Consider the following 26,581-nt stretch of genomic DNA (forward strand, 5'->3'; position numbering starts at 1 on the left):
TATCAGGTACAGTGTGACGTTTTCGGCGATCTGGCAACAGATTTGCTTGACATTCGACCAAATATTCTTCGTGCTACAATGTCTGACTAAAAAAAGTCTGTAAACTCAGCCACCTGGCTTCTTGTATCAAATACGGGTCAGTAAAGGGTTGATATCCTTTGGCGTTGCCGCAACATACAAGGCTTGTCGCCAGTGGAATGTGGAACATGTGCGATGTATTCCTGGAAGAATCAAATTAGGTAAGGTGATTATGGGTAAAGCTCTCGTTATCGTTGAGTCCCCGGCAAAAGCCAAAACGATCAATAAGTATCTGGGTAATGACTACGTGGTTAAGTCCAGCGTCGGTCACATCCGCGATTTGCCGACCAGTGGCTCAGCCGCCAAAAAGAGCGCTGACTCTACCTCCACCAAAACGGCCAAAAAGCCTAAAAAGGATGAACGAGGCGCGCTGGTTAATCGCATGGGCGTTGACCCATGGCATGACTGGGCTGCACATTACGAAGTGCTGCCGGGTAAGGAAAAGGTTGTTTCGGAACTCAAACAGTTGGCGGAAAAAGCCGACCACATTTATCTCGCAACTGACCTTGACCGCGAAGGGGAAGCCATTGCATGGCACCTGCGGGAAGTTATCGGTGGAGATGAATCACGCTATAGCCGCGTGGTGTTTAACGAAATTACAAAAAATGCGATTCGTCAGGCTTTTGAAAAGCCTGGTGAACTGAATATTGACCGTGTTAACGCCCAACAGGCGCGCCGTTTTATGGACCGCGTGGTGGGTTACATGGTCTCTCCGCTTTTGTGGAAGAAGATCGCCCGTGGATTATCCGCCGGTCGTGTTCAATCCGTCGCGGTGCGTCTGGTCGTTGAACGTGAGCGTGAAATTAAAGCGTTCGTTCCGGAAGAGTTCTGGGAAGTGGACGCGACCACGACCACGCCTAGTGGCGATACGCTGGCGTTGCAGGTCACCCATAAAGCCGATAAACCGTTCCGTCCGGTAAACCGTGATGAAACGATGGCGGCGGTTAGCCTGCTTGAAAAAGCGGGTTACAGCGTCCTAGAACGTGAAGACAAGCCGACCAGCAGCAAACCGGGTGCACCATTTATTACCTCCACTCTGCAGCAGGCGGCCAGTACGCGTCTGGGCTTCGGGGTGAAGAAAACCATGATGATGGCACAGCGTCTGTACGAAGCGGGTTACATCACCTATATGCGTACCGACTCTACTAACCTGAGTCAGGATGCGGTCAGCATGGTTCGCGACTACATTGGCGACAATTTCGGTAAAAAATATCTGCCGGAAAACGCCAATCAGTACACCAGCAAAGAGAACTCGCAGGAAGCGCACGAAGCGATTCGTCCTTCTGACGTGAACGTTGTTGCTGAAACGCTCAAAGACATGGAAGCCGATGCGCAGAAACTGTATCAGCTGATCTGGCGCCAGTTTGTCGCCTGTCAGATGACGCCTGCACAATATGATTCCACTACGCTTACCGTGAAAGCGGGTGAATTCAAACTCAAAGCGCGTGGGCGTACCCTGCGCTTTGACGGTTGGACGAAAGTGATGCCTGCGCTGCGTAAAGGCGATGAAGACCGTGTGCTGCCAGTCGTTCAACAGGGCGATAGTTTGACCCTGGTTGAATTGATGCCAGCACAGCACTTCACCAAGCCGCCAGCGCGCTTTAGCGAAGCCTCTTTGGTTAAAGAGCTGGAAAAACGCGGAATCGGTCGTCCTTCGACCTATGCGTCAATCATCTCGACCATTCAAGACCGTGGCTATGTGCGCACTGAAAACCGCCGTTTCTACGCGGAAAAAATGGGTGAAATTGTCACCGATCGTCTGGAAGCGAACTTCCGCGAGTTGATGAACTACGATTTCACCGCGCAGATGGAAGACCATCTCGACCGCGTGGCTAACCACGAGGCTGAATGGAAGCAGGTTCTGGACCTGTTCTTTGGTGATTTCACCAAGCAGCTAGAAACTGCGGAGAAACCGCCGGAAGAGGGCGGCATGCAGCCGAACGAGATGGTGCTGACCAGCATCGACTGTCCGACCTGCGGCCGCAAAATGGGTATTCGTACCGCCAGTACCGGCGTGTTCCTCGGCTGCTCCGGTTATGCACTGTCGCCAAAAGAACGCTGCAAAACCACCATTAACCTGGTGCCGGAAAACGAAGTTCTGAATGTGCTGGAAGGTGACGACGCGGAAACCAACGCGCTGCGTGCCAAACGTCGCTGCCAGAAATGCGGCACGGCGATGGACAGCTATCTTATCGATCCGAAGCGTAAACTGCATGTCTGTGGTAATAACCCGACCTGCGATGGCTACGAAATCGAAGAGGGCGAATTCCGCATTAAGGGCTATGACGGCCCGATTGTTGAGTGTGAAAAATGTGGCTCCGAAATGCACCTGAGAATGGGACGTTTTGGCAAGTACATGGCTTGTACCAACGACGAATGTAAAAACACGCGTAAGATTCTGCGTAGCGGTGAAGTTGCGCCGCCGAAAGAAGATCCGGTGCCATTACCGGAGTTGCCTTGCGAGAAGTCAGACGCTTATTTCGTGCTGCGTGATGGTGCCGCTGGGGTCTTCCTTGCTGCTAACACCTTCCCGAAATCGCGTGAAACGCGTGCGCCGCTGGTGGAAGAGCTGTTCCGCTTCCGCGACCGTCTGCCGGAGAAACTGCGTTACTTGGCCGATGCGCCACAGCAGGACCCTGCGGGCAACAAGACGATGATTCGCTTTAGCCGTAAAACCAAACAGCAGTATGCTTCCTCTGAGAAAGATGGGAAAGCAACAGGCTGGTCAGCGTTCTTCGTTGACGGTAAATGGGTTGAAGCCAAAAAGTAAAGTTGGCAGCATAACGTTGACAAAGGGCCGCATTGCGGCCCTTTTTTATAACCTCATTATTATTTTTTGTTTCCATCTATACACACTTGCTATTAATGATATAGTGGTTATAGAAAATGCATTTCTTATGCATAAATCGTCTTTATAACCCTTCCCCGAGTGCAGATTGGATACAAGCGCATGAAATTACAGCAGCTTCGCTATATCGTTGAGGTGGTTAACCATAACCTCAATGTTTCCTCAACCGCTGAAGGGTTATACACCTCGCAGCCCGGCATCAGTAAGCAGGTCAGGATGCTGGAGGATGAGCTGGGTATCCAGATTTTTGCCCGTAGCGGTAAACACCTGACGCAGGTGACGCCAGCAGGCCAAGAAATCATTCGTATTGCCCGCGAGGTGCTATCAAAAGTCGACGCCATTAAGTCGGTGGCTGGCGAACACACATGGCCGGATAAAGGCTCCCTGTACGTGGCGACAACCCACACTCAGGCACGCTACGCGCTGCCGGGTGTCATCAAGGGGTTTATAGAACGCTATCCGCGCGTCTCTTTGCATATGCATCAGGGCTCGCCTACGCAAATTGCGGAAGCGGTATCGAAGGGGAACGCCGACTTTGCCATTGCCACGGAAGCGCTGCATCTGTATGACGACCTGGTGATGCTGCCGTGCTACCACTGGAACCGCTCTATCGTGGTGACGCCGGAGCATCCGCTAGCATCAAAAACCTCGGTGACGATTGAGGAACTGGCGCAGTACCCGCTGGTCACTTATACCTTTGGTTTCACCGGCCGCTCAGAACTCGATACCGCGTTTAATCGCGCAGGCCTCACTCCGCGCATTGTCTTTACCGCGACTGATGCAGACGTGATTAAAACCTACGTGCGTTTGGGGCTAGGGGTCGGGGTTATTGCCAGCATGGCGGTCGATCCGGTATCCGATCCGGATCTGGTGAAGCTGGATGCGGAAGGTATCTTCAGCCACAGCACCACCAAAATTGGTTTCCGCCGCAGCACCTTCCTGCGCAGTTACATGTATGATTTCATTCAGCGTTTTGCCCCACATTTAACCCGCGATGTGGTTGATACGGCAGTAGCACTGCGTTCCAACGAAGACATTGAAGCGATGTTTAACGATATTAAGCTGCCAGAAAAATAATCCTAGCGCATATCCGCCTCTGACAACGGAGGCGGAAAATCTGTTATTTCCTGCCGTATCTCCCGCCATTAATCCCTTCATTTGTACGGAATTATTGATTAAGAATTGTTTCTATTGGCAACATTGCCGCAAAAGTAGAAATAAATTTAACGTTAGGCAAACTTATCTGCTCAAATATCTATTTGGCGTCAAAAGAATAAATAAATCTCTTCACAGGATTCGTAAAATCACTGGATTTTTGCTTAAAATTTACTTAGGATTTATCTCAGTGATGATAAGTTGTAACAATTAATTGGTGTGAAAATGATAAGTAATATCGATTGTGAGAGAGGCGTCATGGCAGTAGAAAATAAAGGCTCTGGCGTGAAACGCAAAGCATGGTTGAGTGTTTTCCTGGGTTCCGCGCTGTTTTGGGTCGCTATTGCCTTCTTGGTCTGGAAATTCTGGGGCTGAGTATGCTGACGTCCGAACGTGTCAAACCTGTGAAACCGCATGCCCCTGCGGCAAAGAAACCGCCCGCCGAAAAAAATAATAAAGTCGATGTTCCTGATGAGTGGAAATTGACGCCTGAACAAAAGGATTTTATTGATTTGTTCAATCAAAATGAGAATAAAAAGCAATAAGCTCAGGGTTATTATTCGCCTTTCATCTCCCGTACCTCTACGTAATAATTCCTTTCTCTGCTACTAATTCCATACGGTTGCTAGTTCTATTAACCCGTTGATCGTATTTATCAATCTGAGCCTTTTCCCGGTGATATCCGCTGGGTGTGTTATCTTTTATATATCCCCTAAGGAGAGTCGCACTACCCGCTATTTAAGGAGGAGCTATGTCGTTAACACTACGAGAGACCTGCAAGGATACGCTCCAGGTCGATAATAAAACTTACCATTACTACAGTCTGGCGCTGGCCGCCAATACCTTGGGAAATCTCTCCCGCCTGCCTAAATCCCTTAAAGTTCTGCTCGAAAACCTGCTTCGCTGGCAGGATGGCGATTCGGTCACCGCCGACGACATTCAGGCATTAGCCGGCTGGTTGAAAAGCGCCCACGCTGACCGGGAAATAGCCTATCGTCCGGCCCGTGTCCTGATGCAGGATTTCACCGGCGTACCGGCAGTGGTCGATCTTGCCGCCATGCGTGAGGCGGTGAAGCGTTTGGGGGGCGATACCCGAAAGGTTAACCCGCTCTCGCCGGTCGATCTGGTGATTGACCACTCGGTGACCGTAGACCGCTTTGGCGATGATGACGCCTTTGACGAAAACGTCCGTCTGGAGATGTCGCGTAACCATGAACGCTATACCTTCTTACGCTGGGGCCAGCAGGCGTTTAGCCAGTTCCGCGTGGTGCCGCCGGGCACCGGGATTTGTCATCAGGTTAACTTGGAATATCTCGGTAAAGCGGTCTGGAGCGAACAACAGGGCGATGAGTGGGTTGCCTATCCTGACACGCTGGTCGGTACCGACTCGCATACCACCATGATTAACGGCCTCGGCGTATTGGGTTGGGGCGTAGGCGGGATTGAGGCTGAGGCGGCAATGTTAGGCCAGCCCGTTTCAATGCTGATTCCGGATGTGGTCGGTTTCAAACTGACCGGCAAACTCCGCGAAGGGATCACCGCTACCGACCTAGTGCTGACGGTCACACAGATGCTACGCAAGCTGGGCGTGGTGGGCAAATTTGTTGAATTTTACGGTGATGGTCTGGATTCATTACCGTTAGCCGATAGGGCAACCATCGCCAATATGGCGCCGGAATATGGCGCAACCTGTGGCTTCTTCCCGCTTGATGATGTCACGCTTTCCTACATGCGCCTTAGCGGACGCAGTGATGAACAAGTTGCCTTGGTGGAGGCCTACGCGAAAGCGCAGGGGATGTGGCGCAATCTAGGGGATGAACCAGTATTCACCGATAGCTTAGCCTTGGATATGGCCGATGTTGAGGCCAGCCTTGCTGGCCCGAAACGGCCACAGGATCGCGTGGCGCTTGGCAACGTGCCGCAGGCATTTAATGCCGCCACCGAGCTTGAGGTCAATGTTGCTGATGCAGTTAAACCGTCGGTCGATTTTACGCTAAACGGCCAGACCCATGCGCTGCCTGAAGGGGCCGTGGTGATTGCCGCCATCACGTCATGTACCAATACCTCGAATCCTAACGTGCTGATGGCCGCCGGGCTGCTGGCCAAAAATGCTGTGAAGCGCGGCCTGCTGCCAAAACCGTGGGTCAAGGCGTCACTGGCCCCAGGTTCTAAGGTGGTATCCGACTATCTGGCACATGCTGGACTCACGCCGTACCTTGATAATCTCGGCTTTAACCTTGTGGGATATGGTTGCACAACCTGTATCGGTAACTCCGGTCCGCTGCTCGAACCGATTGAAGCTGCCATCAAACAAGGTGATCTGACGGTCGGGGCGGTGCTTTCCGGCAACCGTAACTTTGAGGGCCGTATTCATCCGCTGGTGAAAACTAACTGGCTGGCTTCACCGCCGCTGGTGGTTGCGTATGCGTTGGCGGGCAATATGAAGCTCAACCTAATCCACGAACCGTTGGGTGTCGACGCTCAAGGTGCGCCGGTTTTCCTGAAAGATATCTGGCCGAGCAGCGAAGAGATCGCGCAAGCGGTACAGCAGGTTTCTACGGAAATGTTCCATAAGGAATATGCCGAAGTGTTTGCCGGTACACCGGAGTGGAAGTCGATTAGCGTACCGGCTTCGGATACCTATGGCTGGCAGGAGGATTCGACCTATATTCGTCTGTCGCCGTTCTTTGACGAAATGGGCGTCACCCCCGATCCGGTGCAGGATATTCACGGCGCTAGGGTGCTGGCGATGCTGGGCGATTCGGTCACTACCGACCATATCTCACCGGCGGGCAGTATCAAAGCGGATAGCCCCGCCGGACGTTACCTTCAGGAAAACGGTGTTGCCAACCGTGACTTCAACTCCTACGGTTCTCGTCGCGGTAACCACTTGGTGATGATGCGCGGGACGTTTGCCAACATTCGTATTCGTAACGAAATGGTCCCCGGCGTAGAGGGGGGAATGACGCGTCTGTTGCCGGGAAATGACGTGATGTCGATTTATGACGCGGCTATGCGGTATCAGGAGCAGGGGACGCCGCTGGCGGTGATTGCCGGTAAGGAATACGGTTCTGGTTCCAGCCGCGACTGGGCAGCGAAAGGACCGCGTTTACTCGGTGTACGGGTGGTTATCGCCGAATCCTTTGAACGTATCCACCGCTCGAACCTGATTGGTATGGGGATTTTGCCGCTGGAGTTTGCGCCGGGTGAAACGCGCAAAACGCTGAATCTCACCGGGGAGGAACGGATAGATATTACGGGACTTAATCAATTGCAGCCGGGAGCGACAATTTCGGTATTACTGACGCGTCCGGATGGTCAGCAGCAGACGCTGGCCTGTCGTTGCCGCATTGATACTGCGACAGAGCTTACCTACTACCAAAACGACGGCATACTGCACTACGTCATTCGAAATATGCTGGCTTAAAAACAATGGGGCCGATAGATAATCGGCCCCAAAATCAACGGTTATTGCTTGAGCAGATGCCCCATCTTTTCCGCTTTGGTATCAAGATAGTGGGCATTTTTGGGATTACGCCCCACGATCAAAGGCACGCGTTCAACAATGTTGATCCCCGCTTCGCTGAGGATTTCGACCTTTTTCGGGTTGTTGGTCAGCAGACGCACGGCGTCCACGCCCAGCAGCTTGAACATATCAGCACACAGGGTGAAGTCACGTTCGTCGGCGGCAAAGCCCAGTTGGTGGTTGGCTTCGACGGTATCGTAGCCCTGATCCTGCAGCGCATAGGCGCGAATTTTATTCAGCAGGCCGATATTACGACCTTCCTGACGGTGGTACAGCAGGATACCGCGGCCTTCTTCCGCAATGTGCGACAGCGCAGCTTCAAGTTGGAAACCACAATCACAGCGCAGACTAAACAGCGCATCGCCGGTCAGACACTCAGAATGAACCCGCGACAGCACGGGTGTTTGCCCAGTAATATCACCAAAAACCAGCGCTACGTGATCGTGCCCGGTTGCCAGTTCTTCAAAACCCACCATCAGGAAATCGCCCCAAGGGGTTGGCAGTTTGGCTTCTGCCACACGTTTAAGCTGCATGTGATTCTCCAGATTATCTCAGCGCCAGCGACGCCTTCTCTTTTGCCTTATTTTGCCACAACGTGCTTTACTTCACCTAATGGTGCGCGGGCAACCGCCGTTAAAGCGCACAATTTTGACATGTTATTTTTCGCTAACGTTGTGACATTGATGGAAAAAGGAACAGAAATGCGCGCTATTGCCGGACGCACGACACTCGCCGCCGCCATACTATTACTTATGCCGTTTGCCGTCTGGTTGACCGGATGGCAGTGGCTTCCCGCACCGAGCGGATGGGGCCTGCATACGCTATACGCAATTACCGAAACCGTAACGCAACCGTGGGGAATCATCACCCATCTGGTGCTATGTGCTGTGGTTTTATGGCGACTCAAGCCAAATATTCGTGGAACAGTGATTTTGATTACCATTCTCAGTGCTACGGTGCTGTTGGGACAAGGGGCGAAATCGCTGGTTAAGGAACGGGTGCAGGAACCGAGGCCGTTTGTACTGTGGCTTGAAAAAACACAGCAAATTCCGGTAGCGCAGTTCTACACTTTAAAGCGTAAAGAGCGCAGTGCGCTGGTGAAAGAACAGTTGGCGCAACAAAATGAAATCCCGGGTTTTTTACGTCATCATTGGCAAAAGGAAACCGGATATGCCTTCCCATCGGGCCACACAATGTTTGCTGCCACGTGGGCATTGCTGCTGGTGGGATTGCTATGGTCACGACGCCATGCGCTGGGACTGGCGTTGGCAATGGCATGGGCAATCGGTGTGATGGCAAGCCGTCTGCTGTTAGGCATGCACTGGCCGTTGGATTTAATGGTGGCAACGGTCATGTCATGGCTATTGGCGACGCTGGCGTGCTGGTTGGCCCAACGTTTCGCCGGATTGCCGGAAAAAGAGACATATAATTGAGGGCGCGACGGCGGGAAAAGAGGAAAGGGTTGATTTTCATCGCAGTTACCCTCAGATCCTTGTCCTACGGCACGGTTTTCCATTTCGTCGTCGCGGTGAAGATGTTATTTTATAAGGCTGGGTGCTGTGTATACACTGCAGAAGCCGCATAACGGGAAGTAATGTGAAATACCTACTCATTTTCTTATTAGTGTTAGCGATCTTCGTCATCTCCGTGACGCTGGGGGCGCAAAACGATCAGCTTGTGACCTTCAACTATTTGCTGGCGCAGGGTGAATTTCGAATTTCGACCTTGCTGGCGGTGCTGTTTGCCGTGGGGTTTGCTATTGGCTGGTTGGTCTGTGGCCTGTTCTGGTTACGCGTGCGCGTCTCACTGATGCGGGCCGAACGTAAGATTAAAAGACTGGAGCAGCAGATTGCGCCAGATACGGTCACACCGGAAACCCCGGCGACCCCGATGGCGAAGGAATAATTAGCTATGCTGGAGTTGTTGTTTCTGCTTTTACCCGTCGCCGCCGCGTATGGTTGGTATATGGGGCGCAGAAGTGCACAACAGTCCAAACAGGACGAAGCGAACCGCCTGTCGCGTGACTACGTGGCAGGGGTTAACTTTCTTTTAAGCAACCAGCAGGATAAAGCGGTTGACCTGTTCCTCGATATGCTCAAAGAGGACACCGGCACCGTCGAAGCGCACCTGACACTGGGCAACCTGTTCCGCTCTCGCGGCGAGGTTGACCGTGCTATCCGCATCCACCAAACCCTGATGGAAAGCGCCTCTCTGACCTATGACCAGCGCCTGCTGGCAGTCCAACAGCTTGGCCGCGATTACATGGCGGCAGGGATGTACGATCGCGCCGAGGACATGTTCAATCAGTTGGTTGATGAAACCGACTTCCGCATAAGCGCTTTGCAGCAGCTGCTGCAAATCTATCAGTCGACCAGCGATTGGCAAAAAGCGATTGATACCGCTGAACGTTTGGTCAAGCTTGGCAAAGACAAACACCGCGGCGAAATTGCCCATTTCTGGTGCGAGCTGGCGCTGCAACAGATGGGCAATGACGAACTGGACAAAGCCATTTCGTTGCTCAAGCGTGGCGCATCGGCCGATCCGTCAAGCGCGCGTGTTTCCATCATGATGGGGCGTGCGTGGATAGCGAAGGGCGATTACACCAAAGCGATGGATAGCCTGCTGCGAGTCATCGAACAGGATAAAGAGCTGGTCAGTGAAACCCTGGAGATGCTGCAAACCTGCTATCACCAATTGGGTAAAAACAGCGAGTGGGAACATTTCTTACAGCGTTGCGTGGAAGAAAATACCGGAGCGACTGCTGAACTGATGCTGGCTCAGGTGGTTGAGCAGGGTAAAGGCAGTGAAGTGGCTCAGACCTATGTTACACGTCAGCTGCAGCGTCACCCGACGATGCGTGTCTTCCATAAATTGATGGATTACCACCTCAACGAGGCGGAAGAAGGGCGCGCCAAAGAGAGTTTAATGGTGCTGCGTGACATGGTTGGTGAACAGGTACGCAGTAAACCCCGCTATCGTTGTCAGAAGTGTGGTTTTACCGCCTACACGCTGTATTGGCACTGCCCGTCCTGTCGGGCATGGTCGACGATTAAACCTATTCGTGGGCTAGACGGCCAGTAACGTCAAAAAAAGCCTGCTTTGAGACAAGATACTCTAATTTCCCCCCCAGCGCGGGACGCCGGCATTGTGCGTGCTGGGTCGTGCAGGTAGAATGCTGCCCGTTTACCTTTTCCGCACCCCGCGTGCCCATCAATAAGAAGGTCCAGTCATGTCCGTTGCTTCATCTTCTTCCCGTGTCGTTACATCCTCTCCTGTTGTTGTTGCTCTCGACTATGATAATCGCGATAAGGCGCTGGCCTTTGTTGACCGTATCGATCCACGCGACTGCCGCCTGAAAGTTGGCAAAGAGATGTTTACGCTGTTCGGCCCACAGCTGGTGCGTGATTTACAGCAGCGCGGTTTTGATATCTTCCTGGATCTGAAATTCCACGATATCCCAAATACCACGGCGCATGCGGTAGCAGCGGCGGCGGATCTCGGGGTTTGGATGGTCAACGTCCACGCTTCCGGCGGAGCAAGAATGATGACCGCTGCGCGTGAAGCGCTGGCACCTTTTGGCAAAGATGCGCCGTTACTGATTGCGGTGACGGTGTTGACCAGCATGGAATCCAGCGACTTGCTGGATTTAGGCATTGCGCTATCACCGGCTGACTATGCGGCGAAACTGGCTATGCTTACGAAAAACTGCGGTTTGGATGGCGTCGTATGCTCGGCTCAGGAAGCGGTGCGCTTCAAGCAGGAATTAGGTCAGGCGTTTAAACTGATTACTCCGGGGATCCGTCCTGCGGGCAGCGATGCGGGCGATCAGCGTCGCATTATGACCCCAGAGCAGGCGAAAACGTCGGGCGTTGACTACATGGTTATCGGACGCCCGGTGACGCAGTCCGCCGATCCCGCGCAGACCCTGCGTGACATTAACGCATCGTTGAACTTGGGGGCGTAATGAACGACAGCAATAGCCGTTTGGTTTACTCAACCGAAAGCGGGCGTATTGATGAGCCCAAAGCGGTAACTGCAGGTCCAAAAGGTGACGGCGTGGTGCGAATTTCGCGCCAGACCAGCGGGCGTAAAGGGAAGGGCGTGTGTCTGATCACCGGTATCGATCTTGACGATGATGCGCTGGTAAAGCTGGCGGCTGAGCTGAAAAAGAAATGCGGCTGCGGCGGTGCACTGAAGGACGGTGTGATTGAGATCCAGGGCGATAAGCGCGACCTGTTAAAAACACTGCTCGAAGCCAAAGGGATGAAGGTGAAGCTGGCCGGCGGTTAAGGCGCGCATTGCCGGATGGCGGCGTAAACGCCTTATCCGGCCTACGTGTCCGAGCGCGAGTAGGCCTGATAAGCGCAGCGCCATCAGGCACATCTACCGAACCGACAAATAAAAAGGGCCCCGATTTTCCTCGGAGCCCTGATAATTTCTGTGCGGATTATTTGCCGACCTGGTGGCCGATAATCCCACCTACCGCCGCGCCACCCAGCGTACCGAGCGCGCTACCGTCAGTTAGTACGGCACCACCGATAGCGCCTGCACCAGCACCCAGCGCGGTGTTACGGTCACGTTTGGACCAATTCGAACATGCGCTCAGCGACATGACCAGCGTTACGGCCAACACAGCAGCAGTCATTTTTTTGTTAATTGAAATCATTTTATTTCTCCTGAATATTCTATTCACGGAAGAAGCCCTTTTATTATAGCAACTGCCAAAATTACTCAGAGCATTGACCGTGAAACTTGTTGCGCAGGTTGTAAACGGATTGCTGAAAGTTACGCAAGTGATAGTTACTTCCTGTTATATCGCTAACATTAATTTTACGGTTTTGTGATGTAGCTGACAGGTAAAAACTCTTAATTGCGGGGTCGGAAAAGTCTCATAGCGAGGCGGGTTATTGGCGGGATTGAGGCAAGAAAACCCGATGCTGGCGAGCATCGGGTGGCAAGCGTTACGGGCGTTTGACGATATTCACGGTCAGGCCGGACTGCTCAAGCTGTAGCTGTTTTTCCGTGGACAGATGGTCATCGGTAATGACGCGATTAAACTGGTTCATTGGCCCCAGTGGGTAAGGATGAATCGCCCCAAATTTCGAACTGTCGGTGAGAACAATCGCTTCACTGCCTTTTTCCAGCACCGCGTTGACGATATCCGCACGCATCATGTCGCGCCCGGTAAAGCCCGTCTCAGGCTGCCAGCCGTCGATGCCGATAAATGCTTTGCTGAAATGCACCTGCTGAATATATTGGCGGGTAAGGGGACCCACCATACTTTCGCTTTTTTTCTGATAAATACCACCAAGCAGGATCACTTCCCCCGGCGTCTCTTTTAGCAGATGGGCGATATAGCTGCTGACGGTAATAATCGTAATATTCGGCTGGGTAGCCAGCTCGCGTGCTAGCAGGGCATTGCTACTGCCGTTTTCGATAAATACCGTTTCACCCGGCCGCACCAGCGATGCGGCAAATACTGCCAGTTCACGCTTAAGGGAAAAATTATTCATCATACGGGTTTCAACGTCTTCGCTATCGAGCGGGACGGCGAAACCGTGGGTGCGGCGCAGATAGCTCTGCTTTTCCAGCAGGTTCAGATCCTGACGGATGGTCACCTCTGAAACACCGGTCATTTTCGCCAAGTCGGTGACGCTCATCCGGCCCTTATCGATGACCAGCTGTAAAATGGTTTGCTGTCGGGAATTCATAATCAATGCATCAATGTCTCTGTGCGATAGCGATGGTTATCAAGTTCATCGTCGGTCGCAGGGCGAATGGTGTCAGATTTCCCACGGGGATTTTGGCTGACCTGATCGGTTGTCGCGTTCGTCTGCAGCGTGCGCCAATAATTCTGCTTTTAATATTTCCAGATTATTGATAGCAGAATGGGTATCGCCGCCAACCAGAATATCAAGTACGGTATCAATTCGTTGGGCTAGCTGACGCGCATCGAGCTCAGTCATAGTGGGATCCTGTTGATAAATTCGATTGAAATCAATGATGCAAAATTTACCGCCAAAAGAGAAGTGAAAAAATAGCTTACCTTATAACCCGTAGCGCGCCTTGAGCCACTTCTCCAGTTCGGCGGCAGGCATGGGACGGGCGAAAAGGTACCCTTGTCGCTCGTCGACGCCATTTTGGGTTAAAAAGATATCATCGTCAGGGTTCTCAACCCCTTCGGCAATAATGCGCAAATTGAGCGCTCTGGCAACGGCAATGATCGCCAGCACCAGCGACTGTGAAACGGATTGACAGTGAACATGCTGGACAAAACTGTGGTCAAGCTTCAGCGTATCGATAGGAAAACGGGCCAGTTGGGACAACGACGAATAGCCGGTGCCGAAATCATCGAGATGAATTTGCGCCCCCAGTGAATGAAACTGCCCAATCACCTCCAGCGCCTGTTCGGCGTTATTGATTAGGCAGGTTTCTGTCAGCTCAATGTCGATGGGGCACTGGTCAAAATTTTGCGCTTTCAGCGCCTGCTTAAGATCGCTAAAAATCGACTGGTCGACCAGTTGTCGTGCAGAAACATTGACCGCAACCCGCAGATTAATTCCCTTATCGCGCCACAGCGCGACTTGGCGGATGGCATCCAGCATCACCCAGCGCCCCAGCGGCACAATCAGGCCGGACTCTTCAGCATAGGAGATAAAGTCCATCGGTGGAATTAATCCGCGCTCCGGTGAATTCCAGCGTACCAGCGCTTCCAGACTGTAGACCTGACCATCCAGCGCTACCTTGGGCTGATAGTGAATGAGCAGTTGATCGCTTTGCAGCGCTTTGCGTAAATTGGTATCAAGCCATAAATACTCAAAGACGCGCTGATTCATTTCGGGTGAAAAGACGCTAAAACGACCACGTCCATTCTCCTTTGCGGTGTACATAGCGGTATCGGCATTGCGAATTAAGCTCTCGCGATCCAGCCCGTGCTGTGGGGCGATGGAGATCCCCAGAGAACAGCAGGTGTAGACCTCAATTAAGCCAATACGTAATGGATCGCGTAGACGAGTGAGCACCCGTGAAGCCATCGCCTCCAGCGCGCTCTGCGAGGTGTCGGTCGCCAGCACGATAAACTCGTCGCCGCCAAGCCTTGCTAGCGTCTGACGCTCCTCAAGGCAGCTTAAAATCGACAGCGCAACCGACTGTAGCAGTTGATCGCCGAAAACGTGGCCGTAAGCGTCATTGACCTTTTTAAAGTTATCCAAATCGAAGTAAACCAGCCCAATTTGTTCTTCAGGGCCGCGCTTATCAAGCGCCTCGCCGATAAGCTCGTTTATCGCGTGACGGTTCGGCAAGCCGGTGATGGTATCGGTGTTCGCCAGCACGCGCAGGCGTTCCTGGGCGCGGCGCTCTTCGGTAATGTCAGTTCCTGAACAAATAAGGAAGATCTCGTTTTTGCCGCTGCCGCTGTGCACAAAGCGGTTACGAAACAAAAACAGTCGCGGCCCCTTGCGCGTTTTTATCCAACGCTCCACTTCATAGGGACCGCAATGGCTAAAAAACTGGTTAACGTTCTCCCTAGCTGCGGCAGCTTCGGCTTCCGTCATAAACAGTTCGAATGCGGTTTTGCCGATGACGTCTTGTTCTTTAAGACCGGAGTACTCTTCACATAGCCGGTTGAAACGCTGGATCTTGCCGTCGCGGTCGAGGATAACAATCACCGCATTAGCCTCTGAGACCACCTGCTCGGCGAACAGCAATCCCTGCAATAGGTCGCGGGCGACGGAAGAGGTATCAAACCAGGAAGAGGCCGTTCCGGCCCATTCGGTACCGCTGACCTTACGGCCAATCAGATGCACGGGGACGTCGTAGCCATTGAGCTGGATATTTACTGCGACGCTTGAAGTGGTGACGGTCATGGCCTGAATTCGTCGGGTATGTTCTTCACTCAACGAGACGGTCAACTCAGCGCTGGAGCCGGGATCGATGCTGAGGTGTAGGGTGGGATTATCGCGTGCCAGTCGCCAATAGAGGCTGGTATCACCAGAATTGGGGTCGAGAAGATTCTGTGCCAAAGACTTAGTCATTTTTTCTCCTATCTACACCCACGTTCAAGTGCGCCCGGATACCCATGCCCAAGTATTCAGTGTGAACGTTTTTTGGAATTTCGCAGGGAAAAAAGCGAGTAGATGTGCTGGAGGTAAAAAAACGGCCCCCTGAGGAGCCGTTTAATGCAGATTAAGCCGCCGGTCTGGCGATAACGCTGCGAGTCTCCATACGGACTTCCGCGATGGTGACATCAATAACGTCGGTGACTTTATAGGCCACTTCGCCTTTGATCTGAACGGTACCGCTTTCCTGGCTGCAGACCATTTCGTCACGTACCGCATGCAGGAACGGTGCTGGGATAAAGGCGACTGCACCGTTATCAACCAGACGTACGCGCATACCGCCGCGGCTGACGTCGATAATTTCAGCCGCAAAGCGCGTCTCGGTGCCAGCCTGCGGATTGAGGTAACGAGCGTACAGCCAGTCAGCCACATCGCGTTCGGCCATGCGGTTCAGGCGACGGCGTTCAGCCATCTGCACGGTAATCTCATCCTGTGGACGTGCGATGGTTTCACCTTTAATAATCGCTTTCAGCAGACGATGGTTAACCATGTCGCCGTATTTACGAATTGGTGAAGTCCAGGTGGCGTAGGCGTCGAGACCTAAACCGAAGTGCGGGCCAGGTTCGATGCTGATTTCGGCAAACGACTGGAAGCGACGAATACGGCTATCGAGGAAGCCCGTTGGCTGAGCATCCAGCTCGCGACGCAGTTTGCAGAAACCTTCCAGGCTCAATACCTCAACCGGATCAACGTGGACGTCGTGGGTTTTCAGCAGTGCGGCCAGCGCTTCGGTATTATCAGGAGCAAAGCCCGTGTGGACGTTATAGATACCAAAACCAAGCTTCTCGCGCAGCACGCGGGCCGCGCAGATGTTAGCGGCAATCATCGACTCTTCGACAATGCGATTAGCAATGCGGCGAGGCTCAGCAACGATATCCAGCACTTCGCCCTTTTCACCCAACACGAAACGATAGTCAGGGCGATCTTTAAACACCAGCGCGTGGGTTTTACGCCATTCGCTGCGAGCCTGGCAAACGCGGGAGAGCAGGGTTATCTGGCGTGCAATGGCGTCATTTTGTGGCTGCCAACTGCCGCTGTTTTCCAGCCAGCCGGAAACGTCGTCATAGGCGAGCTTGGCTTTTGACTCGATGTTGGCGGCAAAGAATTCGATATTGTCTTCGATGGTGCCATCGGCGGCGAGCGTCATGCGGCAGGCGAGAACGGGACGCACGACGTTTGCGCGCAAAGAGCAAAGGTCATCAGACAGCTCACGCGGCAGCATAGGAATATTGAAGCCTGGCAGGTAGTTGGTGAAGGCACGGATTTTCGCCGCGTCATCAAGTTTGCTGCCTTCAGCAATCCAAGCGGTTGGGTCGGCGATAGCGACGGTCAGCAGCAGCTTGCCATCAGAGCCTTCTTCAACGTACAGCGCATCGTCCATATCTTCGGTGCTGGCGCTATCGATGGTAACGAAGTCCAGCGCCGTCAGGTCGCGGCGTTCAAGCCCTTCGTCCAGCATCTCGGTGGCGACGCCGTCTGGTGCTTCTTTTTCTAGATTATGACGGGCGAGAGTTACCCACCACGGCACAAAGTGGTCATCGCCATAGGTGATGAACTTGGTCAGTTCGGCGTAGAAAGTGCGGTCGCCCTTCAGCGGATGACGGCGCATTTGTGCAACGGCCCAGTCACCCTCTTTGAAATCATGATCCACATCGCGATCGGCTCGGCAAGGTATGGCATCTTTTAACAGCGGGTGATCGGGTACGATCGACAGGCGGTCATCTTTACGATGAACTTTACCCACAAAGCGGGTCAGGAACGGTTCAACCAGTTCTTCTGGTTCGGCGCTCTCTTTACCTTTATCAGCGTGAATGACGGCAATAATGCGGTCGCCGTGCATCACTTTTTTCATCTGCGGCGGTGAAATAAAGTAGCTTTTTTGCGCGTCAACCTCGAGGAAACCGAAACCTTTGTCCGTGGCTTTTACGACCCCTTCCGCGCGCGGCGTCTGGGAATGAAGTTGCTGTTTTAGCTGCGCAAGCAGCGGGTTATCCTGAAGCATAATGTTCTATTTTCGTGGCCAAAAGAGCGGCTGACATTTTTACGCGAATCGATGGGTCGCAGCAAGCGGTGTTTCACCCTTTTACGTAAGTTGTTGCTCGCAGCCAAGCGCAATGCGCAGCCGGTTCATCCAGCCTGTTAAGGCGCTCCAGGCAAGCAGCGTAATCGCATCCGGAATAGAGAGACCTTGTTCAAAGAGTGGGTTAAGTTGGGCGGCGCTAAAGCGGTCCGGGGCGCGGGTGAGCAACTGCGTTGCCTGCGCTACGGCTTGCTCGCACGGATAATAGTGACACCATGCTTGGATGGCACGCTCGCCGTTGCGTATCGCCTCAGGCAGGCCGCTGGCGCCTTGCCACTGCGAGCTGTAGTAATGGAAACAGCTTGCGCTGCCGTTAATTCGTGCCGGGATGAGTGACGACAGTGGCAGCAATGGGTGGGCAAACGACAAGGCATCAGTGAGTTCACCCAGACGATTAAGTACGATCTCTTCCTGCGCCAGCACCGGTGCAAGCGCGGCTAACTCTGGTACATGCCGCCAACGGGCCAATGCTTCACCCTGCGGTGTATTGGCCTGATGGACTTCTATGCTAGCCAAATCGGTATGCCACGGCGCACAGTCATCGTGAAACAGTCCCGGATCGGCATCTTCTTGCACCGGCATTCCTGGGATCCAGCGCACCGGAAATCCCATATAAGCCTGAAACAGTGCAATCACCCGCGCCTGAAAGCCGACAAAACCGACGACCTGGTTAATCAAAATAACATCGTGTTGCGTGAGCCCCACCGCATCTAACTGCTGGCGTGCGCGCGGCGTGATAATCGACGGAGAGCTTGCTAACTGGCGGGCATATTGGGTTATCTGCGCGAGACGGTGGTTGCTTTCACGCGAAGAGTCCGGGCCAGGCAGCGGTGCCAAACGCGCCGCATAGTGATTGCACAGACGCTGCACGCCGGAGACTTGTGCCACGGTTAATGCGGTGCTTAAACGGTCGTAAGCGCTAAAAGTACGCAGCCGGTTGGTGGTGACGACGTTAGGAAACAACGTTTCGGCCAGCAGGCGGGCTGCGCTGAGCCACCGCTGGCTGGCGTTAAACAAGGCATCGGGAAGCGCCAGATCGAGTAAAAATCGGTCGTCAACGTGCGCGGCTTCGGGAACCAGCGGCATCACATCGCTGTGTTGAGTCCTCGACTGAGTTTCGTGATACCAGTGGTCTTTGCCGGAAACGTGGCGTGGCTCCATGGGTGTTCCTTGAGATAAAAGTGGCGAGCCAGCCGCTTGGGAATGCTGCTGCCGGATCGTTATGGGTAATTATCCTGGCGCATGCGTGACGAGGGGGAAAATATTGTTCGGTGCTAATTAATAACTGACTGGAATAACAGAGGGGCGATAAGAGGTGAATAGTCATCGGGGAATGTAGGTCTGATAATCGTAGCGCCGTCCGGCAATGCAGAGCACATTGCCGGATGGCGGCGTTGCGTTATCCGGCCTACAGTTCCAGTTCGTTCATAGCGGCAATGTTGAAACCACCGTCGACGTGTACCACTTCCCCGGTGATTCCGGCGGACAGGTTGGAACACAAGAAGGCTGCGGAATTACCCACGTCTTCAATGGTCACGGTGCGACGGATTGGGGTCACTGCTTCGCAATGGGCCAGCATTTTACGGAAATCTTTGATACCGGAAGCCGCCAGAGTACGGATTGGCCCCGCAGAAATGGCGTTAACGCGGACACCTTCAGGGCCCATTGCGTTAGCCATGTAGCGGACGTTCGCTTCCAAAGACGCTTTGGCCAGACCCATCACGTTGTAATTAGGAATAGCACGCTCTGCGCCAAGGTAGGAGAGGGTCAGCAGGGCAGAGTCTGGGTTCAGCATGCTACGGCACGCTTTTGCCATCGCCACGAAGCTGTAGGCGCTGATGTCGTGAGCGATTTTAAAACCTTCGCGGGTGACCGCATTCACGTAGTCGCCGTCTAACTGGTCAGCGGGCGCGAAACCGATGGAGTGAACGAAACCGTCAAATTTCGGCCAGACTTTTGCCAGTTCGGTGAACAGGGAGTCGATGCTCTCATCTTCAGCCACATCGCATGGCAGCACGATGTTGGAGCCGAGAGCCGCGGCAAATTCTTCGACGCGTCCTTTCAGTTTGTCGTTCTGATAAGTGAACGCCAGTTCAGCACCTTCGCGGTGCATCGCCTGCGCGATACCGTAGGCGATGGATAGCTTGCTGGCGACGCCAGTAATCAGAATGCGCTTACCGGAAAGAAAACCCATAGCGATTAATCCTCATCTTCATGGTGATAGCGGCCTATTAGAATCACCGCGATTTTGCTAGCGGTCTTTACGCCAAGCGTCGGCGGTAAGCGCTTCGCCAAAGTGACCGGCAATCAAACGTTTGGTTAAATCATGCAGCGGGGAGGCCAGCACATCAGCGGTACTACCGCGCTCGACGACTTCCCCCTGATGCATCACCAAAACCTGATCGCTGATATGCTTCATCATCCCCAAATGCTGGGTAACGTAGATATAAGAGATACCTTGTTTCTCTTGTAATTCCAGCATCAGGTTAACGAGCTGCGAACGCATCGACATATCCAGTGACGCCAGCGCTTCATCGCAGATAATGACTTTTGGCCGCAGGATCAGCGCGCGCGCCAGCCCCAAACGCTGTTTTTGCCCCGGCGCCAGCATATGCGGATAGTAGCTAACGTGATCCGGCAGCAGGCCCACCAGGCGCAATGTTTCGATGATCTGCTTACGCCGTGCTTCCGGCTCTAGGTCGGTGTTCAGACGCAGAGGGAAATCGAGGATCTGCGAGATACGCTGACGTGGATTCAGCGAGGTGCTTGGGTCTTGGAAAATCATGCGAATGCGCTGGCTGCGGAAGGAATAGTCGCCAAACTCCAGCGGATGATCATCAATCAGCAGTTCGCCGGTGGTCGGCTCAACCATTCCCGCCAGCATTTTTGCCAGCGTCGATTTCCCCGAACCGTTCTCGCCGATAATCGCCAACGTCTGCTTTTCGCGCAGGGTAAAGCTCAGAGGCTTCACCGCCTGCAGCGTTTGGCGATGGAACCAGCCGGTGCGGTAGCGAAAAGTCTTACTCAGATTACGCACTTCAAGCAATGTTTCGACCATGTCACTCTTTCTCCATATTGAGCGGGAAATGACAGGCGAATAGGTGGTTCTTCGCACCCATCAGACGCGGGGTTTCAATACATTTACGCTGGGCGTACGGACAACGCGGTCCCAGACGGCACCCCATCGGCAGCTGTTCCAGCAGCGGGATCGCGCCAGAAAGCGTGTTTAGGCGGCTTTTATGCGGCATCGAACGGCCAAAATCGGGAATGGCCCGAATGAGCGCTTGGGTATACGGATGATGCGGGATAGTGACCAATTCTTCACTCAGCGCGCTTTCCACCGTCTGACCGCAGTACATGACGTTAATTTTATCCGCCCAGTGGGTCAGCATCTGCAGGTCGTGAGAGATAAGCAGAATGGTGGTGTTGTTGTTCTGGTTTAGCCCGGTGAGCAGACGAAAAATCTGCGCCTGCGTCGTTGGCTCCATGGCGTTGGTCGGCTCGTCGGCAATCAGCAAACGCGGCTGGTTCGCCAGCGCGATGGCAATCATCACCTTCTGGCATTCACCTTCTGTCAACTCGTAAGGGAAGCTGCGCATCGCATCTTTATGATCTTTTATTCCCACGCGGTGCAGCAGTTCAATTGCGCGACGTTTCCGCCAGCCCAGACGCTGCCACCAACGGCCTTTATAGGTCCAACTAGGAATGTTTTGCATGAGCTGTTTGCCGACCCGTTCCGACGGGTCAAGACACGACTGCGGTTCTTGGAAAATCATCGACACGTTGTGGCCGACCAGCCGACGGCGTTCGCGGGTGGATAGGCGCAGCAGGTCGATATCATCAAAGCGCATACGGTCGGCGGTAACGCGCCAGTTGTCCTTATTAACGCCGCAAATGGCTTTGGCAATGAGGCTTTTTCCGGAGCCAGACTCACCAACCAGACCACGGATCTCACCTTCAGCCAGCGTCATACTGACGCGATCGACGGCCTTTACCCAGCCTTCGTTGGTTTTAAGCTCAATGGTGAGATTTCGAATATCAAGTAATGGCATTATTCCACCCCCGCAATGATGGCACGGCGGATGCCGTCACCCAGCAGGTTAACCAGCAGCACGCTTATCATAATCGCCGCACCTGGCAGCATGACCGTCCACGGTGCAACGTAAATCAGCTCCAGCGCATCGCCCAGCATCGCGCCCCATTCGGGGGATGGCAACTGCGCGCCGAGATCAAGAAAACCTAGCGCTGCGATGTCGAGGATAGCCATCGACAGGGCGCGGGTTATCTCAGTCACCAGTCCAGCGGCGATATTGGGCAGAATGGCGAACCATAGAATATTCAGCGTCGTTGCACCGTCAAGGCGGGCGGCGATAACGTAATCACGCTCTAGCTCATCGTGCACCATGCTGTAGATGGAGCGCACCATGCGCGGCAGCAGGGCCAGCCAGACGGCAAACATGGCGTGAGACAGATGCGGCCCGGAAAACGCCACCACGATAATTGCCAGCAGCAACGAAGGAATAGACAGCAAGGTATCGAGGATATGGTTGAGTATCGCTGAACGCAGGCCGTGAGTTGACCCGGCAAATGCGCCAAGCAACAGGCCAAACGCAGTCGCGGCCAGCGTCACCACAAAGGCGCCGCCCACCGTGGGGGCCGCGCCGCTCAGCAAACGACTAAGGACATCGCGGCCTAAATCATCCGTACCGAGGAAGAAGGATACCTCACCATAACGTGACCACGATGGCGGTAACAGTTGATAGCCGAGGAACTGCTGATCGATACCGTACGGGGCGAACCAGCCGCCGAACACGCAGACCAAAATAAGGGCGATGCAGCCGTAAAAGCCCACCATTGCCGTGGTATCACCGTAGAATTTGCGCCACACGGTGCGCAGCGCACCGGGCGGACGCTTCTCCAGATAGACGCTATCGTAGGGCATACCATTCCTTATGTTTCAGCGGGTTAGCCATAGCACCCAGAATATCGGAGATCACGTTGATGATGATCACCAATGCGCCAATCACCATCACTCCCGCCGAGATAGCGGCGTAGTCCTGCTGGCGAATGGCGTTAATCATCCAGCGCCCAAGGCCCGGCCAGCTGAAGACCATTTCGGTAATCATTGCCAGCGTCAGCATGGTGGAAAATTGCAGGCCCAAACGCGGGATCACCGGTGGCAGCGCGTTGTGCAACACATGGCGACGCAAAATGGTCAGACGCGAAACCCCACGCGTGGCGGCGGCTTTCACGTAGTTAGTATCATAGATGGCAATGGTGCTGATACGCATGAGGCGCACCACTTCGGTTGTGGGGGCCACCGCCAGCGTCAGCACCGGCAGCACCATATGCCGCAGGGCGCTGGCGATCATCTCCTGTCGCCACGGCGAGTCAGACAGCCAAGCATCAATCAGCGCAAAGCCGGTCACGTTTTTCACTTCGTAGAGCAGGTCAAAGCGCCCGGAAACCGGCAGCCAGCCTAAGGTCAACGAGAAGAACAGCGTCAGCAGCAGCGCCAGCCAGAAAACGGGAATGGAGAAACCGAGCAGGGCGAAGAAGCTAATCACTTTATCCTGCCATTTGTTGCGGGTGATCCCCGCCAGCATCCCCACGGGAATGCCGACCAGCAGCGCAAAACCGAAGGCTAGGATGCACAACTCCATCGTCGCTGGGAACACTTCGCGCAGCTGTTCTGAGATGGGCTGGCCGTTAATGCTGGAGACGCCGAAGTCCCAGTGCATCACGCTATTGAACCAGAATCCCCAAGCGTTCCACAACGATGCACCCTGCAACGGGGCGTGCGGAGTAAAATAGCTCAGGCAAAAACCGACCACGGTCAGAAAAAACAGCGTGACCATGAGCAGTAGCAGGCGACGAAGGGTAAAAATGATCATGGTTTCTGCACCTTCTCTTCTTTTTCCCGCGACACACCGGCGAACGAGGCGTTACCAAACGGACTCAACACCAGCCCTTTCATATCGTAACGGTAGGCCTGCAGGCGCAGGGAAGAGGCCAGCGGCAAAATAGGCAGCTCGCGCGCCAGAATTTGCTGAGCTTCATCGTAGGCGTCTATACGTGAGGCCAACTGCTGTGAGTCCAGCGCCTTTCTCAAAACGCTATCAAACTCACGATTACACCAATGCGCAAAGTTCGTTTGTGAGTTGATGGCCGCGCAGCTCAACAGCGGACGGAAGAAACTGTCCGGATCGTTACTGTCCGTGGCCCAGCCTGACAGCGTCAGGTCATGGTTCATATCCATCAGTCGGGCTTCCTGGAAGCGGCCTTCAACCGGCACAATCACCACTTTCACGCCAATTTGCGCCATGTCAGCCTGAATCAGCTCGGCGGTTTTCAGCGGACTTGGGTTCCAGGCCTGGGAGCTGGTTGGCACCCACAGCTGCAGTGTCAGTTTATCAATCCCCAACGCCTGTAGCCGTCGGCGTCCTTCCTGCGGATTGTATTCGGTAATTTTAGCTTCGTTATCGTAAGCCCAGGAGGCCCGCGGCAAAATAGAAGCCGCAGTTTCGGCGGTACCGTAATAAATCGACTGCATCAGGCGCTGGTTATTAATCGCCAGCGACAGCGCATGGCGCACCTCAGGATTATTCAGCGGCGGCTTGTCGGTATTAAACGCTAGATAGGCAATGTTCATCCCCGGGCGCAGCGTCAGACGCAGGCGTGGGTCGTCGCGCAAAATGGTGAGCTGACTGGCGGCAGGCCATGCCAGCACATCACATTCACCGGTAAGTAATTTTGATAAGCGACCGGTGCCGCCGGAACCGAGATCGACCACCACCTGTGGCATCAGCGGCGTACCGCGCCAGAATTTCGGGTGGCGCTGCAAGCGAATATACTGCCCGGCTTGATATTCATCGAGCTGGAACGGCCCGGTCCCCACCGGCTGACGGTCGAGTAACTCTTGATGATCCTGCTTGGTGAGTTTCGCCGCATACTCCGCCGACATCACGGAAGCATAGTGGGTGGCCAGGTGCCATAGGAAAGAGGCATCCGGGCGGGTCAGGCGAAATTCAACCGTGCGGCTATCCAGTTTGCGTACGCTCTTCACGCTATCGGCAAACTGTAGGCTGTCGAAATAGGGGAAGGCGCTGCCGTTGACGCTATGCCACGGGTTATTGCGATCAAAAATACGCTCGAAGGTGAATACCACGTCGTCAGCGTTGAGTGCGCGAGTTGGGGTAAACCAGCGGGTCGTTTGGAACTGCACATCGTTGCGCAGATGGAAGCGGTAGGTCGCGCCGTTATCGAGCACTTCCCAGCTTTCCGCCAGCTCCGGCACCAGACGATAGGTATACGGGTCAACGTCCAGCAGACGGTCATAAAGCTGGGCCGCGAGGGTATCGACAATCAGCCCACTGCCGGCTTTTTGCGGGTTGAACGTATTAACCTGTCCACTGACACAGTAGACGAAGCCGCTGTCGCGAATGTCGGCACGGGGTGGGGCCAGCGGTTGCGGTGCCGCAATGGCTTGGCCGCAAAGTAACCCCAGTGCCGCCAAGAATGATGACAAATTCAGGCGCATAGTTTCGTTATTTTTTCGATTGATCTGCAAAGTGTATCGCACTTAAGCCTGCTAGGTACAAATGTCTGAATACAACTGCGCTAAAAGTCATCATCCTGAGGCATTGTTGGCGGCAAAGCAGCCTATAGCGCGTGTTTTTTCAACAGCGCCCGCAGCTGGTGATAGGTCAGCCCAAGGAGTTCGGCGGCCTGTTTTTGATTGAATCGGGCCTGTTGTAGACTTTGCTGCAACAGTTCTTTTTCCTGTGCAAGTTGGAACTGGCGAAGATCAAGCGGCAGCGTCGGGCTGGAGGACGTTGGCGTGGCCTGTTGAACCGTCTGGCGTTGGAACGGGTCAATCACAATCTCATCAAGCGGAATGTCACTGCTGCCGTGGCGATAAACCGAACGCTCTACCACGTTTTTCAGCTCGCGAATATTACCCGGCCAGCGGTAATCCAGCAGCGTAGCGCGGGCGCGTTCGGTAAAGCCCGGGAACAGGGGCAGTTTGAGTTCCCGACACATCTGAATAGCAAAATGGTCGGCCATCAGCATAATGTCGCTGCGCCGCTCGCGCAGCGAGGGAAGCAGCACGACGTCGAAAGCCAGTCGGTCGAGCAGGTCGGCGCGAAAATGGCCTTCATCGACTAACTGCGGTAAATCGGCGTTAGTGGCGCACACCAGACGCACGTTGACCTGCAGCGGCTGGCTTCCTCCCACACGCTCCAGCTCGCCGTACTCGATAACCCGCAACAGCTTTTCCTGCACCAGCATCGGCGCGGTAGCCAGTTCATCAAGGAACAGCGTGCCACCATCGGCGCGTTCAAAGCGTCCAGGATGGCGTTTCTGCGCGCCGGTAAACGCGCCGGCTTCATGGCCGAACAGCTCGGAGTCCAGCAGATTTTCATTGAGCGCCGCGCAGTTGAGCGAGATAAACGGCCCCTGCCAGCACGAAGAGAGATAGTGCAGGCGGTTGGCGATAAGCTCTTTCCCGGTGCCCCGTTCGCCGATAATCAGCACCGGCTTATTCAGCGGCGCAAGACGCGAGACCTGCTCCAGCACCTCGAGAAAGCGGTTGGCTTCGCCGAGAAGATTATCTTTGTATTCTGCCATGATGAAATTCGCCACATGTTAGTGTAATTCGCCATTTCACTGTAGGCGCTTGGCGCGTAAATTTCAATCACTTCGTTTATAATCAACAAGATAAAAAGTTGGCACGGAAGTTGTAATAGTCTCTACGCAGGGCTTAGCCCAAAACA

The 26,581-nt window shown here is 54.0% G+C and carries 24 protein-coding genes and 1 pseudogene; 10 read left to right on the forward strand and 15 right to left on the reverse strand.

The genetic code is table 11. The annotated features are described in order from the left end of the window. Positions 1 to 250: 250 nt before the first annotated feature. The 5 genes from topA to acnA all read left to right on the forward strand — a co-directional run bounded on the left by topA (position 251) and on the right by acnA (position 7,508). Positions 251 to 2,848 (forward strand): type I DNA topoisomerase, encoded by a 2,598-nt coding sequence (gene topA / locus AB4K05_RS07710; protein WP_368479403.1) that lies wholly within the window; start codon positions 251 to 253, stop codon positions 2,846 to 2,848. Positions 2,849 to 3,028: 180 nt separating this feature from the next. Further along, positions 3,029 to 4,003, forward strand: a complete 975-nt coding sequence (gene cysB, locus AB4K05_RS07715; protein WP_062774627.1) for an HTH-type transcriptional regulator CysB — start codon at positions 3,029 to 3,031, stop codon at positions 4,001 to 4,003. Positions 4,004 to 4,339: 336 nt separating this feature from the next. Beyond that, complete coding sequence (locus AB4K05_RS07720; RefSeq protein WP_368479404.1) at positions 4,340 to 4,456, forward strand: YmiA family putative membrane protein; 117 nt, start codon at positions 4,340 to 4,342, stop codon at positions 4,454 to 4,456. Between the two features lie 2 nt (positions 4,457 to 4,458). After that, on the forward strand, positions 4,459 to 4,626 hold the full coding sequence (locus tag AB4K05_RS07725) for a hypothetical protein (protein ID WP_368479405.1): 168 nt from the start codon (positions 4,459 to 4,461) through the stop codon (positions 4,624 to 4,626). Between the two features lie 206 nt (positions 4,627 to 4,832). Further along, positions 4,833 to 7,508, forward strand: a complete 2,676-nt coding sequence (gene acnA, locus AB4K05_RS07730) for an aconitate hydratase AcnA (RefSeq protein ID WP_368479406.1) — start codon at positions 4,833 to 4,835, stop codon at positions 7,506 to 7,508. 41 nt (positions 7,509 to 7,549) lie between these two features. Here the strand turns inward: acnA and ribA are convergent, their stop codons facing one another. Continuing rightward, positions 7,550 to 8,140 carry a GTP cyclohydrolase II gene (ribA, locus tag AB4K05_RS07735; protein WP_368479407.1) on the reverse strand — a complete coding sequence of 197 codons (591 nt, stop codon included), beginning with the start codon at positions 8,138 to 8,140 and terminating at the stop codon, positions 7,550 to 7,552. Positions 8,141 to 8,308: 168 nt separating this feature from the next. Between ribA and pgpB the strand changes: the two genes are divergently transcribed. The 5 genes from pgpB to yciH all read left to right on the forward strand — a co-directional run bounded on the left by pgpB (position 8,309) and on the right by yciH (position 11,897). After that, positions 8,309 to 9,040: a phosphatidylglycerophosphatase B gene (pgpB, locus tag AB4K05_RS07740; RefSeq protein WP_368479408.1), complete on the forward strand. Its 732-nt coding sequence runs from the start codon at positions 8,309 to 8,311 to the stop codon at positions 9,038 to 9,040. A 163-nt stretch (positions 9,041 to 9,203) separates the two neighbouring features. After that, the gene (locus AB4K05_RS07745) at positions 9,204 to 9,512 is read left to right on the forward strand and encodes a LapA family protein (protein WP_368479409.1); all 309 of its coding nucleotides are present in this window, start codon (positions 9,204 to 9,206) and stop codon (positions 9,510 to 9,512) included. A 6-nt stretch (positions 9,513 to 9,518) separates the two neighbouring features. Continuing rightward, complete coding sequence (gene lapB, locus AB4K05_RS07750; protein WP_368479410.1) at positions 9,519 to 10,688, forward strand: lipopolysaccharide assembly protein LapB; 1,170 nt, start codon at positions 9,519 to 9,521, stop codon at positions 10,686 to 10,688. A gap of 148 nt (positions 10,689 to 10,836) precedes the next feature. Beyond that, positions 10,837 to 11,571, forward strand: a complete 735-nt coding sequence (pyrF, locus tag AB4K05_RS07755; protein ID WP_368479411.1) for an orotidine-5'-phosphate decarboxylase — start codon at positions 10,837 to 10,839, stop codon at positions 11,569 to 11,571. Next, positions 11,571 to 11,897, forward strand: coding sequence for a stress response translation initiation inhibitor YciH (gene yciH, locus AB4K05_RS07760; protein WP_368479412.1), 327 nt, complete (start codon positions 11,571 to 11,573; stop codon positions 11,895 to 11,897). Before pyrF ends, yciH begins: the two co-directional genes overlap by 1 nt. A gap of 10 nt (positions 11,898 to 11,907) precedes the next feature. On the opposite strand, the pseudogene AB4K05_RS07765 reads toward yciH, so the two are convergent. The 14 genes and pseudogenes from AB4K05_RS07765 to pspF all read right to left on the reverse strand — a co-directional run. Beyond that, positions 11,908 to 11,988: pseudogene (locus AB4K05_RS07765) on the reverse strand (hypothetical protein); the annotation flags it as partial. Between the two features lie 66 nt (positions 11,989 to 12,054). Further along, the gene (gene osmB, locus AB4K05_RS07770; protein ID WP_368479413.1) at positions 12,055 to 12,273 is read right to left on the reverse strand and encodes an osmotically-inducible lipoprotein OsmB; all 219 of its coding nucleotides are present in this window, start codon (positions 12,271 to 12,273) and stop codon (positions 12,055 to 12,057) included. Between the two features lie 295 nt (positions 12,274 to 12,568). Further along, positions 12,569 to 13,318: a DNA-binding transcriptional regulator YciT gene (locus tag AB4K05_RS07775; protein WP_368479414.1), complete on the reverse strand. Its 750-nt coding sequence runs from the start codon at positions 13,316 to 13,318 to the stop codon at positions 12,569 to 12,571. Positions 13,319 to 13,390: 72 nt separating this feature from the next. After that, on the reverse strand, positions 13,391 to 13,573 hold the full coding sequence (locus AB4K05_RS07780) for a hypothetical protein (protein WP_368479415.1): 183 nt from the start codon (positions 13,571 to 13,573) through the stop codon (positions 13,391 to 13,393). Positions 13,574 to 13,654: 81 nt separating this feature from the next. Then, positions 13,655 to 15,640, reverse strand: a complete 1,986-nt coding sequence (pdeR, locus tag AB4K05_RS07785) for a cyclic di-GMP phosphodiesterase (RefSeq protein WP_368479416.1) — start codon at positions 15,638 to 15,640, stop codon at positions 13,655 to 13,657. Positions 15,641 to 15,791: 151 nt separating this feature from the next. Then, entirely contained in the window at positions 15,792 to 17,726 is a 1,935-nt protein-coding gene (locus tag AB4K05_RS07790; protein WP_368479417.1) for an exoribonuclease II, read from the reverse strand. A gap of 81 nt (positions 17,727 to 17,807) precedes the next feature. Further along, entirely contained in the window at positions 17,808 to 18,965 is a 1,158-nt protein-coding gene (locus AB4K05_RS07795) for a CMD domain-containing protein (protein ID WP_368479418.1), read from the reverse strand. 247 nt (positions 18,966 to 19,212) lie between these two features. Continuing rightward, a complete protein-coding gene (fabI, locus tag AB4K05_RS07800; protein WP_368479419.1) occupies positions 19,213 to 19,998 on the reverse strand; it encodes an enoyl-ACP reductase FabI in 786 nt (261 codons plus the stop codon). A 57-nt stretch (positions 19,999 to 20,055) separates the two neighbouring features. After that, entirely contained in the window at positions 20,056 to 20,862 is an 807-nt protein-coding gene (gene sapF, locus AB4K05_RS07805) for a putrescine export ABC transporter ATP-binding protein SapF (RefSeq protein ID WP_368479420.1), read from the reverse strand. Position 20,863: 1 nt separating this feature from the next. Then, positions 20,864 to 21,856, reverse strand: a complete 993-nt coding sequence (gene sapD, locus AB4K05_RS07810) for a putrescine export ABC transporter ATP-binding protein SapD (RefSeq protein WP_368479421.1) — start codon at positions 21,854 to 21,856, stop codon at positions 20,864 to 20,866. Then, complete coding sequence (sapC, locus tag AB4K05_RS07815) at positions 21,856 to 22,746, reverse strand: putrescine export ABC transporter permease SapC (protein WP_368479422.1); 891 nt, start codon at positions 22,744 to 22,746, stop codon at positions 21,856 to 21,858. The genes sapD and sapC overlap by 1 nt, the downstream gene beginning before the upstream one ends. Next, positions 22,733 to 23,698 (reverse strand): putrescine export ABC transporter permease SapB, encoded by a 966-nt coding sequence (gene sapB, locus AB4K05_RS07820; protein WP_368479423.1) that lies wholly within the window; start codon positions 23,696 to 23,698, stop codon positions 22,733 to 22,735. The genes sapC and sapB overlap by 14 nt, the downstream gene beginning before the upstream one ends. Continuing rightward, entirely contained in the window at positions 23,695 to 25,344 is a 1,650-nt protein-coding gene (gene sapA / locus AB4K05_RS07825; protein ID WP_368479424.1) for an ABC transporter substrate-binding protein SapA, read from the reverse strand. The genes sapB and sapA overlap by 4 nt, the downstream gene beginning before the upstream one ends. 122 nt (positions 25,345 to 25,466) lie before the next feature. Then, a complete protein-coding gene (gene pspF, locus AB4K05_RS07830; protein ID WP_368479425.1) occupies positions 25,467 to 26,435 on the reverse strand; it encodes a phage shock protein operon transcriptional activator in 969 nt (322 codons plus the stop codon). Between the last annotated feature and the right edge of the window lie 146 nt (positions 26,436 to 26,581).

Origin of the sequence: Kluyvera sp. STS39-E, assembly GCF_040932435.1 — a bacterium.
GTDB lineage: Bacteria > Pseudomonadota > Gammaproteobacteria > Enterobacterales > Enterobacteriaceae > Kluyvera.

What these genes read in the sequence shown, in the direction of transcription:
- yciH (WP_368479412.1), top strand. Translation starts at nt 11,571, where the DNA reads ATGAACGACAGCAATAGCCGTTTGGTTTACTCAACCGAAAGCGGGCGT.
- acnA (WP_368479406.1), top strand. Translation starts at nt 4,833, where the DNA reads ATGTCGTTAACACTACGAGAGACCTGCAAGGATACGCTCCAGGTCGAT.
- AB4K05_RS07775 (WP_368479414.1), bottom strand. Translation starts at nt 13,318, where the DNA reads ATGAATTCCCGACAGCAAACCATTTTACAGCTGGTCATCGATAAGGGC.
- AB4K05_RS07795 (WP_368479418.1), bottom strand. Translation starts at nt 18,965, where the DNA reads ATGGAGCCACGCCACGTTTCCGGCAAAGACCACTGGTATCACGAAACT.
- cysB (WP_062774627.1), top strand. Translation starts at nt 3,029, where the DNA reads ATGAAATTACAGCAGCTTCGCTATATCGTTGAGGTGGTTAACCATAAC.
- fabI (WP_368479419.1), bottom strand. Translation starts at nt 19,998, where the DNA reads ATGGGTTTTCTTTCCGGTAAGCGCATTCTGATTACTGGCGTCGCCAGC.
- AB4K05_RS07725 (WP_368479405.1), top strand. Translation starts at nt 4,459, where the DNA reads ATGCTGACGTCCGAACGTGTCAAACCTGTGAAACCGCATGCCCCTGCG.
- pdeR (WP_368479416.1), bottom strand. Translation starts at nt 15,640, where the DNA reads ATGACTAAGTCTTTGGCACAGAATCTTCTCGACCCCAATTCTGGTGAT.
- sapB (WP_368479423.1), bottom strand. Translation starts at nt 23,698, where the DNA reads ATGATCATTTTTACCCTTCGTCGCCTGCTACTGCTCATGGTCACGCTG.
- topA (WP_368479403.1), top strand. Translation starts at nt 251, where the DNA reads ATGGGTAAAGCTCTCGTTATCGTTGAGTCCCCGGCAAAAGCCAAAACG.
- sapC (WP_368479422.1), bottom strand. Translation starts at nt 22,746, where the DNA reads ATGCCCTACGATAGCGTCTATCTGGAGAAGCGTCCGCCCGGTGCGCTG.
- sapF (WP_368479420.1), bottom strand. Translation starts at nt 20,862, where the DNA reads ATGGTCGAAACATTGCTTGAAGTGCGTAATCTGAGTAAGACTTTTCGC.
- pspF (WP_368479425.1), bottom strand. Translation starts at nt 26,435, where the DNA reads ATGGCAGAATACAAAGATAATCTTCTCGGCGAAGCCAACCGCTTTCTC.
- AB4K05_RS07780 (WP_368479415.1), bottom strand. Translation starts at nt 13,573, where the DNA reads ATGACTGAGCTCGATGCGCGTCAGCTAGCCCAACGAATTGATACCGTA.
- sapD (WP_368479421.1), bottom strand. Translation starts at nt 21,856, where the DNA reads ATGCCATTACTTGATATTCGAAATCTCACCATTGAGCTTAAAACCAAC.
- pgpB (WP_368479408.1), top strand. Translation starts at nt 8,309, where the DNA reads ATGCGCGCTATTGCCGGACGCACGACACTCGCCGCCGCCATACTATTA.
- pyrF (WP_368479411.1), top strand. Translation starts at nt 10,837, where the DNA reads ATGTCCGTTGCTTCATCTTCTTCCCGTGTCGTTACATCCTCTCCTGTT.
- ribA (WP_368479407.1), bottom strand. Translation starts at nt 8,140, where the DNA reads ATGCAGCTTAAACGTGTGGCAGAAGCCAAACTGCCAACCCCTTGGGGC.
- AB4K05_RS07720 (WP_368479404.1), top strand. Translation starts at nt 4,340, where the DNA reads ATGGCAGTAGAAAATAAAGGCTCTGGCGTGAAACGCAAAGCATGGTTG.
- lapB (WP_368479410.1), top strand. Translation starts at nt 9,519, where the DNA reads ATGCTGGAGTTGTTGTTTCTGCTTTTACCCGTCGCCGCCGCGTATGGT.
- AB4K05_RS07790 (WP_368479417.1), bottom strand. Translation starts at nt 17,726, where the DNA reads ATGCTTCAGGATAACCCGCTGCTTGCGCAGCTAAAACAGCAACTTCAT.
- sapA (WP_368479424.1), bottom strand. Translation starts at nt 25,344, where the DNA reads ATGCGCCTGAATTTGTCATCATTCTTGGCGGCACTGGGGTTACTTTGC.
- osmB (WP_368479413.1), bottom strand. Translation starts at nt 12,273, where the DNA reads ATGATTTCAATTAACAAAAAAATGACTGCTGCTGTGTTGGCCGTAACG.